The sequence below is a fragment of the Arcicella sp. GW458-12-2-14-TSB2 genome, from assembly GCF_059423785.1.
Genome location: NZ_JBWKYN010000203.1, coordinates 1 through 9,910, shown reverse-complemented (window position 1 = coordinate 9,910; position 9,910 = coordinate 1). Strand labels below are relative to the sequence as shown.

The following is a 9,910-nucleotide window of genomic DNA, read 5'->3' as shown; positions in this document are numbered from 1 at the left end:
CTTAAAATCCTTACTATTAGTGGCTGACTTAAGTCAGCCACTAATAGTAAGGATTAGGAATTTAACAACGTTGATTTCTACAAGAGAAAATCAAAAAAACTAAATCTTAAACCCGATTTTATCTTTTAAAAATGCTTTGCTGATTTCTGCTGATTGTAATGGTGTACGCGTTTTTTCAGGTACGCCGTCCAATTCAACAATCGCCCATTTTTTATAATTTATCTTTTGAAGATTATCGAATACTGCTTTTAAATCGACGTTCCCTTGTCCTAATTCTACAAACTTATACGCTTTAGGCTCGTTTGGTTTATCAGCCAAAGGACTTTTTACATCTTTGATGTGCAATGCACCGATGATGTCTTTGTATTGCAATACCGCTTTAGCAGGTACGCCACCACCTTGATGATAATGGGCTACGTCCAATAATAATTTCATGTATTTAGGATTCATATCCTGTACAATTACATCCACTTCCTCTGGCGTTTCTCCCAATTGATGCATGTGATTATGATAAACAGCCTGAATACCCAAATCAGCAGTTTGTTTACCGATTTCGTTCATTACGAATGCCAAACGTTTTAATTCTTCTGTACTAGGCAATCTATCTTTCGGACGAGCCGAATTAGTCAATTGAATAGAAGTACCGCCCAATGCCTTTACAAAACTAGCGTGAGCCACGTGATAATCTATCGTACTAGCTTCTTTGGCTGGGTCAATTTCAACATTACCACTTGAAAACATCGGTAATGCCAAACCATTGGCCGCAATAATATCTTTTAATTCTTGCACTTTGGTTTTGTACGTATCATACGCATTAGCACGCAACTGTACCCCTTTGAAACCCAATGATGAAATATCTTTCATCGCATCAAGGTCTTTGCCTCCCCACGTAATAGCAGAATAGGCTAATTGAAGATTAGGAACTTTAGCAGCCAAACTTTCAAAAGAAAACAATGAAGCAGAAGCTAGTAAACCTGCTTGATAAAGGAAATCACGACGAGATATTTCAGACATTTTCTTAGTTTATTATAAAGGTTTTAATATGTTTTCTTCAAAAGGATAAAGGTATGCTAAACTACTGTGATTCACTTGGAAATTTGTGTTAGTTAATCGAAAAAATATTAATTTACTTTCATGAAATGTGTCTACTAAAATGTTGTACTTAAAATTTTATATAGCTACTTAGTCGTAGTATCAGGCTATTTTACTAATTTCACGTATTAGACTCTTTGTTTAAAATATTGATTTGAATACTCGCCTTACTAAAACGTAAGCGAACTGATTGTTTTCACTTGAAGACAGTCTGAATTTATATTTTCAATTTTTAATAAAGAGTACTATGCAACAGTCAATAAAACTTGCCATCATTGGTGGTACAGGTAAATCAGGAAAATACCTTGTTCAAGCGTTATTAAATCAAGGTTTTCATTTCAAAATGCTTCTTAGAAATCCTGATAATTTCCACATTCAAAGTCCTCAAATTGAAATCATCAAAGGCGATGCCCGCGACTATCATGCTATTTTGAGCCTTGTAGAAGGCTGTCAGGCTGTTATTAGTACAATTGGGCAACCTGTGGGTGAAAGCTCTATTTTTGGAGATGCTACTAGGAACGTATTGCAGGCAATGAAGGAATGTAATATCAAAAGGTATATCGTTACAACAGGATTAAATGTTGATACGCCGTTTGATAATAAAAGTCCTAAAACCAAATTTGGGACAGACTGGATGAAGCAAAATTATCCTAAAACTACAGCCGACAAACAGAAAGAATACGAGATGCTAGTAGATAGTAATGTCGATTGGACGTTGATAAGATTGCCTATGATTGAACAAACAGATGCTAGAGGCAAAACCGATGTCAGTTTGGAAGATTGTACGGGAGATAAAATAAGTGCCACCGATTTAGCTGATTTTATCATCAAACAATTGTTTGAAAATCAGTATGTTCGAGCGGCACCTTTTATTACTAATATCTAAAAACTAATGAGGTAACTTAGTTAAGTTTGAAGGAAATTATCCAATAAGTTTCTTCAAACTTGCTAAGATTACTACGATACCTACCATAATCATCAACGCTTTTACTGGCAATTTACTTGATAAGCGTGCCGCAATAGGTGCTGCTACGATACCCCCAAGAATTAAGCCCAGAATTACCTGCCATTGTGAAAAGCCAATCACAAAAATGAACGTTAATGAAGACGAAAGCGAGATAAAGAACTCAGCCAAGTTTACTGAACCAATCGTATATTTTGGATGACGTCCCGAAGCAATCAATGTCGAAGAAACGATAGGTCCCCAACCGCCACCACCAATAGAGTCCATCATTCCACCAAACCATGCTAAAGGCCCAATCATTTTAATGTTTTTCTTTTGTTGTCTTTTTACTAAGGCTTTTTGAATAATAACAACACCCAGAATTAAAGTATAAGTAGAGACGGCTGGTTTTACATATTGCATATAGCTTTCGGCTAAGGTAGAAAGCGCATAAGCACCTAATACAGCCCCGATAACCCCTGGAATCAATACAGCTTTAAAGAGTTTGGAATTAACATTGCCAAATTTTAAGTGCATATAGCCCGATACCCCACTCGTGAAAATCTCAGATGCATGCACACTCATTGAAATTACTGCTGGTGACACGCCAACGTTGGCTAAAAAAGTAGAAGCCGTAACACCATAAGCCATTCCCAAAGCTCCGTCAATCATTTGAGCGATAAAGCCCCCTAAAATATAATATAGTATATCAGAATTTATTTCATGAAGACCTGTAGTAATTGTTTGAATAGTTATATAAGTAAAAACAAAATACCCTACAATCATCAAAGCTAATGCATTAACGAAGTGGATGGCTACTTCATAAGGTGTTCTTTCACGTTTCCAAATCTTAATAATGGCTTCTTCAAAAGGGTTTTTGGATGACTTCTTTTTCTCAACAACTTGTTCAAGATTAGTCGGTGATTCTATTTCCATAAAAAATTAAATTCTTAGTTTCCTACAAAGTTAATAGAGTTAAATAAATCTACAAGACAAGTAGAGTTATTATTTTGAATTTAATATTAAGAGAATAAATTCTTATTTTGCTGTCACTTTTCAAAAATGATTCATTTATTTAGTGATCCATACAGATTAAGCAACGTTTTTATTTATCGTAAATGACTGATAAATAGGGATTTGAAATGCTACCGTGACAGCACACTGTTCACCAATTACTCTTTACTACCGCGACGGCGGATCGTTTACTACTTATGAAATGGATAACCCGAGAAAAACCAAAGATTGATAGAATAGCTTGCCCGTGGTTGATAAAAAAATACATTGACACAGAGGCAGAATTTATTTTTGTTCCTTTTGATACCGTACTTCAGCAAGCTGAAGTAATAGGAGCTATCCCCTTTGATGTTCCGAATGTAGAACTATCCCATAAATTGGGCTTATGTACTTTTGATTGTTTGATTGAAAAATACAATATCAATGACGAAGCTGTTCATACTATGGCGGTAATAGTACGTGGTGCCGACACTGACCGACATGATATTGCACCACAATCAGCAGGATTATGGGCAATAGCCTCGGGTATGGCACATAATATTCAAGATGACCACGAATTGTTGAAACAAGGGATGGTGATTTATGACGGCTTATACAGTTGGGCAAAATACCTACAATCAGTAAAGCATTTTCAGAATCCTTTTGAAAATCTTTTGGTGGATGTCTTTCAAAAAGTATTTCAACCCGCTACTAAAAGTAATCGTAAGACGCCTGTATGGGCAAAAGAATTAAAGGATATTATTCAAGACCAAATAGATACCAATCTGACTTTAAGCCTGAAAGAAATTTCCAAAGAGTTGGATGTAAATCCTGCTTATCTTTCCAGAGAATTCTCTAAATACTTTGAAAACCTATCTTTTGGAGAATACATCCGCAAACTACGAATTGAAAAGGCGATAGAACTATTGAGTAGTACTAATCACTCTTTAACAGAGATAGCGTATTTAACAGGTTTTTCAGACCAGAGCCATTTTACTAGAATTTTCAAAAAATATACAGGCGAAAACCCATCAGTTTTCAAAAAAAATATCACAAAAAGTAAGTTTGATACAAAAAGTTAATTATGTGCTATTTTGAGGAGGATTATTCTTGAAATTTTGTCGGGAACAATCCTTAATTCTTACAATGAAAAACAAAATTACTTACCTTATCTTATTACTTTCTTTGTCTTTTAGCTTTTTTGCACAGCAACCTTCTCCTGAAAACACCTATCCCAAAATTGTAGGCTATATGGGTATATTGCACCCTATTACTACTTGGTCGGCTGATGGCACTAGTACATCAAATTTTGGGTCAAGTTATACGATTGGTTTTCCGACGGGCATCAATATCCTGAAAAGTGATAAAATAGGATTCAGTTTTGAGTTTGTCCCAACGATTCGTTCAGAAAATGGAGTGAGTAAGGTGAACAATTTCTTGTTCCATCCGGGTGTAATGTTCCGATTTAAGCATGGACTTACTTTAGTAACAAGAGCAGCCTTTGAAACGGGCGGAAGATATGGCTTTACACCCGTGCTAAACAAAGTGGTTAAAAAGAACAAACATTCCAACTACTTTATAGCCGTCCCTTTGCCTGTTCGTTTTGGCAATGATAAACCTACTTCTTATACGCTAGGTTTTCAGTTTGGAGTAGGCTTTTAAAGTATAAAATAAAAAGACTATTTCAGAAAGTAAAATGAATATTGACCTTTTGAAATAGTCTTGATTAATTATCATTCTGCCAGTAATTTCAAAGCTTCCTGAATATAAGCCAGACCTTGAGGAGAATAAGTTAGCTTCAACGCGAATTGATGTCCGTGAGCATCCATTTTTAGTAAAGATTTTTTCAAAATATTAATCACCTTTTCTGGTGCATATTTGGGATGAAAGTCTTCATATTGAAATTGTAAAAAAACTAAGCAAAGTGCATTTTCCATCGTTTGTACTTCTGGGTCAGTTTTTATTCTTTGTTTAAGAATAATTCTCTCCACTTTCGCAATTCCCTCTTCTTGATAGCCTACCTCAGTTAAAATTTCTTTCGCTTTTTTAGCATGAAAAAATGATAAATCCTTTCGCCATGTTAAATAACCTACTCTTCCATCAGGGTAGGTTTCTCTGGCAATTTCCCAACGACCAATATGTTGGCTTCGTGAAGCCAGTAACAATGCTTCTGTTGCATTAGGGTCTAATTTCAACACCCATTGATATAATTGTAGGGCTAAAAAATACTCCTGTGGATATTCCACTCCTTCCCACACAAATATATTATCATCAGCTTTATTATATTCATCAAATTTTTGAAAAGCAGTTGCTAGTTTTTCCATCATCGTATAAATTGATTAGTATATTGTCGCTCTTTTTTCTGTAATGTTAAGGGGAAATCTTACAAATAAAAAATTTATTTGTAACAAGTACTTTAGATGGAATCTTCAAATAGTTATATTTTTCATTTGTTGCTTTAAATAGAATTTTATCTTGAAAAGAACTTTTAAACAAAACTCGCATTAATTATTTTCAATAAAAATTTAAGAATGTGCTATTAATTTTGAATTTAAGTGATGAAAAATCTGCTTAAATACGATAAACCGTATATTTTTCATTTTTTTTGATTAGTTTGCATTGAGATTGATTTGGACTTACCATACTATTTTAGTCTTTTAAAAACTGCTTTCAATTCGATATGAATAATTTCACTCCGCCAAATGAATTTATTACAATTCAAATTGAAGCACTACAGGAAAACGATTTCGATTTTGTTCTTGATGTAGCTTCAAATATATTTGATTCATCCGTCATTTGTCTCTCTTTCGTAGGGACAAAAAGGCAGTGGTGTAAGTCAGCTGAAAGTGTTCAATTTAGCTTAGATTTACATCTTAGTAGTTTTTTGCTTAAACATGATAGGGAGTATTCAAAAGAAATTTTTACGATTAATAATCCCCAAGAGGCATGGTTATTAGCAAAAGGGATTAAATCTATCTCAGGTATCACCTTGTATCTGCCATCAGGGATGATGTTAGGGCATATTGTATTACTCCATCACTCTTTGATTGAACTTACAGAAAAGGAGCAAAAAATCTTCAAAACATTTGCTAAAAAAACGATTCAATTAATTGAACAAAATCAACTTAATTTAAACGAATTACTTTTCGAAAAAAACCAATTAAAGGTATTATTAAGCGCCACAAACGAATATATATGGTGTGTAGATAGAAATCTGAACCTGATTTCTGCGAATAAAACCTACATTGATGCCATCAAAAAACATACTGGAAAGACCTTGAAAGTTGGAGAAAGTTTTTTGTTGAAAAACTTCTATACAGAAGAGCTAATCCAGCTATTTAAGACTCAAAGTCAGAGAGCATTTTTAGGAAATACTTTTTCAGTAGATGTTTATATGCCCGCTACTGAATGGTATAATGAGCAATGGATGGATATTACTTTTCATCCGATTTATGAAAATGGGAAGGTTGAAAAGTTAGTGCTAAATGCCCGAAATATTACCAAAAGAAAGAAGGATAAAGAGAAGATTAAAAAAAGTAAAGAACAATATAAATTATTATTTCTCTCGAATCCACAGCCGATGTGGATTTATGATGTTGAAACCTTTGCTTTTTTAGAAATTAACGAGGCTGCCATACAGCATTATGGATATACTAGAGAAGAGTTTCTGAAAATGACCTTGTTGGACATTCGTCCTAAAGAAGATGCTTATAAATTTCTAGACTATACCAACGTTGATAACGAATTTGAGGCTAATCAATACGAGTGGAGGCATATAAAAAAGAATGGAGAAACAATTAGTGTACTAATTACGACTCATAATATAAAATATAATGGCAAAAAAGCCAAGCATACCCTCATTAATGATATAACTGAACAAAAACGCTACTTAAAATTACTTGAAACAGAAAGAGCTAATACAGCAGCCTTAATCAATAGTACTGATGATTTGGTTTGGAGCATAGATGAAAACCAAAACCTGTTGGCTGCTAATGATGCTTACTTGAATTTCATTGAAAAAATCAGAGCTTGGAAACTTGAATCTGGGGATTCAATGAACGAAAATCAGCAATTTTTAACGGAGCTAAATCAGCAGAGCCAACTTCAATACGAAAGAGTATTGTCAGGTGAAACTTTTACGATAGAGACTTATTCCCCAGCACTTGATTCAATATGGGGGTCGTGGAGCGAGACTACCTACAACCCTATCAAAGATGGCAATAAAATAAGGGGAGCAGCCATGTTTTCTAGAAATATTACCAATCGTAAAAAGATTGAACTAGCTTTAGAGACCAACCAAAGGATTCTTTTAGAAACTAGTGAAGTAGCTCGCGTAGGAGGATGGGAGGTAGATTTGATAAATAATACAGTTTCTTGGTCTAAAATCACAAAAGAGATTCATGAACTTCCGTTAGATTATGATTTGAAAGTGGATGAATTATTGAATTTCTACAGAGAAGGCGAAATTAGAACTAGGATTAAAAAACTAATTGATACTGTAATAGCAGAAGCCAAAGACTTTGATTTTGAAACCCAAATTATTACTGCCAAAGGGCATGAGAAATGGATAAGAGTAAAGGGAGGAGTGGCTACTTTAGAAGGCAAATCTGTAAGGTTGTATGGCATGATTCAGGATTTAGAAGACTTGAAGAAGTTTGAGATCTTGCTCAAAGAAACAAGTGAAATTGGTAGAGTAGGTGGTTGGCAATATGACCTATTAACCCAAAAAGTAACTTGGGGGTCAATCACAAAAGAAATTCATGAAGTGCCGATAGATTATGAACCTACTTTTGAAAGTAGTATGTTGTCCTATAGAGAAGGGGCAAGCAGAGATGCCATTATAGAAGCTGTAAATAAGGCTATTAATTTTGGCACCCCTTATGACCATGAGGTACAAATTGTAACAGCTAAAGGAAAAGTAAGGTGGGTTAGGGCAAAAGGACGAGTAGAATTGGCTCAAGGAAAACCTATTCGTATATACGGGATGATTCAAGATATTAATGATCAAAAGAAGCACCTTGGAGAAATAGAAACTCAGAACAAACAACTCAGAAAAATTGCATGGATGCAATCGCACATTGTTAGGGCGCCAGTGGCTAGAATTATGGGTATTATCAATTTATTGAATGATTTTGATAATATTGAAATAAGTAGGGAGGAACTTCTACAAAATATTCTTGATTCAGCTTATGAGCTCGATGGGATTATAAGAAAAATCAATAACACAATTAAAACAGACCACAATAATATTTTAATATGAAACTCAATTTATTAATTGTTGATGATGACAAGATGGTGCAAACCCTGCACTCAATAATTGCCAAAAAAAGTGGGCTTACTGATGCACCTATCAACTTTGCTGATGGAAAGCAAGCATTTGATTTTATTACTAATAACAATGGAGATGATGCTTATTTAATACTACTTGATATAAATATGCCTGTGATGAATGGTTGGGAGCTATTGGAAGCTTTGCAAAAAGAGGCATTGAAAAATCAAATCTATGTCGTAATGGTAAGTTCTTCGATTGACCAGCACGACCTCGATAAGGCTAGTACTTATGAACAAGTAATTTCTTATGTTTCAAAACCTCTTACCAAAGATATTCTGGAAGGCTTAAAGTCTCAACACCAAGTAAAACGTTTTTTTGAAAACTAACTATAAGTGTTTTATTTGTAAGAATCCCGAAAAATAAATTAAGTATTAATGCTTATTTATTTTTCGGGATTTCATGCTTTATACACGCTTAGATGCCTTAATTTAGGTATAAACATTCTGTTTATAAGTTGATTTTAATACTAGAATCTTTTTAAAATTATAAATTATCGTATTTGATAGTCTAATTTTAAACCTACTGAGTACGTGTAATCATGAAAATATTTTTTTTTCATGATTACACGTATATTGGTGTCAATATTATAGGACTATCAACAAAAACTAGTTATTTGCCTCAAAATAACGTTTAGTTTCATATTTATTCTTTAATAAAAACAAAATATTGTAAATTTTTGCTTCTAAAATCAACTCATCTTGCTTAAAATGGCTCATTTGTTTGTCAAAATTTTTGTGTGCATCTTACGTTTAGAATAAAAAGACGAGACAGTCTTGGGTATAAATAATACAATTTTCTAAGGTATTTAGTCATTGAAATGTATATTGGTTATTTATACTCAATTGTTCAAGGAGAATAAATTCTGAAACAAAACATACAAACTTAAATCACATAACATCATGAAAACAAAAGTTTTTTGGGCGACCTTGTTAACATTAGCAAGTTATGGTTCGTTCGCTCAGGAGATTCCGGCAGGTGATCCTGGGTATAGCACACACAATTACAAACATCCAAATAAAGCGGCTGCGGCAGCTAAAAAAAATAAAAAAACGTTTCCTATCAGCGACAATGTGGTTCTAAACAGAAATTATAAACAACTAGGATCAAACACTGCTGAAAAAGGATTGAGCATTATCAGAAATCAGCCAAAAGAAGAGTATTTGACATGGCAAAATGCTAAAATGCCTTTTACCAAGGCGGTAGTAAAAGACCAGCAAATGGCTAGTGATACGGCTAAAAAGAATGATTCAGTAATTGATTAAATTTAATTGCTTTAAATAGGCTATCTCTTGTATTTTTATAAAATATCGGAAATAGCCTATTTTTATAATCATTAACATAGGATAAAAATTAAACTTAATTAATGTGCGTTTGTATTATTTTAATTTTTACGACCGTAAACTAAAAAATGAATTATAGTTTGAATTTTATAGCATAAATTCAATTAATAAATAGTTCTACACCACCTTATAATGCTTCTATCTCTTAGCTTTTACAGCTTAGTTGTCTGCTCTTTAAACTTGTATTACTTATTGTTATTGGATTGAAAG

General features: G+C 33.6%; 9 protein-coding genes. 6 read left to right on the top strand and 3 right to left on the bottom strand.

The features are described from left to right. Positions 1-99 precede the first annotated feature (99 nt). The gene (locus AC07XN_RS21185) at positions 100-1,014 is read right to left on the bottom strand and encodes a sugar phosphate isomerase/epimerase family protein (protein WP_494744494.1); all 915 of its coding nucleotides are present in this window, start codon (positions 1,012-1,014) and stop codon (positions 100-102) included. A 325-nt stretch (positions 1,015-1,339) separates the two neighbouring features. Between AC07XN_RS21185 and AC07XN_RS21180 the strand changes: the two genes are divergently transcribed. Continuing rightward, the gene (locus tag AC07XN_RS21180; protein WP_309911982.1) at positions 1,340-1,978 is read left to right on the top strand and encodes an NAD(P)-dependent oxidoreductase; all 639 of its coding nucleotides are present in this window, start codon (positions 1,340-1,342) and stop codon (positions 1,976-1,978) included. Between the two features lie 36 nt (positions 1,979-2,014). On the opposite strand, the gene AC07XN_RS21175 is transcribed toward AC07XN_RS21180, so the two are convergent. Then, positions 2,015-2,971, bottom strand: coding sequence for a sulfite exporter TauE/SafE family protein (locus tag AC07XN_RS21175; RefSeq protein ID WP_309911981.1), 957 nt, complete (start codon positions 2,969-2,971; stop codon positions 2,015-2,017). Between the two features lie 275 nt (positions 2,972-3,246). Here AC07XN_RS21175 and AC07XN_RS21170 point away from each other — a divergent pair, with 275 nt between their 5' ends. Beyond that, the gene (locus tag AC07XN_RS21170; protein WP_494744493.1) at positions 3,247-4,110 is read left to right on the top strand and encodes a chromate resistance protein ChrB domain-containing protein; all 864 of its coding nucleotides are present in this window, start codon (positions 3,247-3,249) and stop codon (positions 4,108-4,110) included. Positions 4,111-4,174: 64 nt separating this feature from the next. Beyond that, positions 4,175-4,690: a hypothetical protein gene (locus AC07XN_RS21165; RefSeq protein WP_309911979.1), complete on the top strand. Its 516-nt coding sequence runs from the start codon at positions 4,175-4,177 to the stop codon at positions 4,688-4,690. A gap of 71 nt (positions 4,691-4,761) precedes the next feature. On the opposite strand, the gene AC07XN_RS21160 is transcribed toward AC07XN_RS21165, so the two are convergent. After that, entirely contained in the window at positions 4,762-5,355 is a 594-nt protein-coding gene (locus AC07XN_RS21160) for a DUF4202 domain-containing protein (protein ID WP_494744492.1), read from the bottom strand. A 353-nt stretch (positions 5,356-5,708) separates the two neighbouring features. Here AC07XN_RS21160 and AC07XN_RS21155 point away from each other — a divergent pair, with 353 nt between their 5' ends. From AC07XN_RS21155 to AC07XN_RS21145, 3 genes are all read left to right on the top strand, one after another. After that, positions 5,709-8,288 (top strand): PAS domain-containing protein, encoded by a 2,580-nt coding sequence (locus AC07XN_RS21155; protein ID WP_494744491.1) that lies wholly within the window; start codon positions 5,709-5,711, stop codon positions 8,286-8,288. Continuing rightward, a complete protein-coding gene (locus AC07XN_RS21150) occupies positions 8,285-8,686 on the top strand; it encodes a response regulator (protein WP_494744490.1) in 402 nt (133 codons plus the stop codon). The genes AC07XN_RS21155 and AC07XN_RS21150 overlap by 4 nt, the downstream gene beginning before the upstream one ends. 573 nt (positions 8,687-9,259) lie before the next feature. Continuing rightward, a complete protein-coding gene (locus AC07XN_RS21145; RefSeq protein WP_309911975.1) occupies positions 9,260-9,622 on the top strand; it encodes a hypothetical protein in 363 nt (120 codons plus the stop codon). Positions 9,623-9,910 lie beyond the last annotated feature (288 nt).

Bases quoted from the DNA above. Each gene is read 5' to 3' on its own strand.
- AC07XN_RS21160 (WP_494744492.1), bottom strand. From the start codon at position 5,355: ATGATGGAAAAACTAGCAACTGCTTTTCAAAAATTTGATGAATATAAT.
- AC07XN_RS21165 (WP_309911979.1), top strand. From the start codon at position 4,175: ATGAAAAACAAAATTACTTACCTTATCTTATTACTTTCTTTGTCTTTT.
- AC07XN_RS21180 (WP_309911982.1), top strand. From the start codon at position 1,340: ATGCAACAGTCAATAAAACTTGCCATCATTGGTGGTACAGGTAAATCA.
- AC07XN_RS21185 (WP_494744494.1), bottom strand. From the start codon at position 1,014: ATGTCTGAAATATCTCGTCGTGATTTCCTTTATCAAGCAGGTTTACTA.
- AC07XN_RS21150 (WP_494744490.1), top strand. From the start codon at position 8,285: ATGAAACTCAATTTATTAATTGTTGATGATGACAAGATGGTGCAAACC.
- AC07XN_RS21175 (WP_309911981.1), bottom strand. From the start codon at position 2,971: ATGGAAATAGAATCACCGACTAATCTTGAACAAGTTGTTGAGAAAAAG.
- AC07XN_RS21170 (WP_494744493.1), top strand. From the start codon at position 3,247: ATGAAATGGATAACCCGAGAAAAACCAAAGATTGATAGAATAGCTTGC.
- AC07XN_RS21145 (WP_309911975.1), top strand. From the start codon at position 9,260: ATGAAAACAAAAGTTTTTTGGGCGACCTTGTTAACATTAGCAAGTTAT.
- AC07XN_RS21155 (WP_494744491.1), top strand. From the start codon at position 5,709: ATGAATAATTTCACTCCGCCAAATGAATTTATTACAATTCAAATTGAA.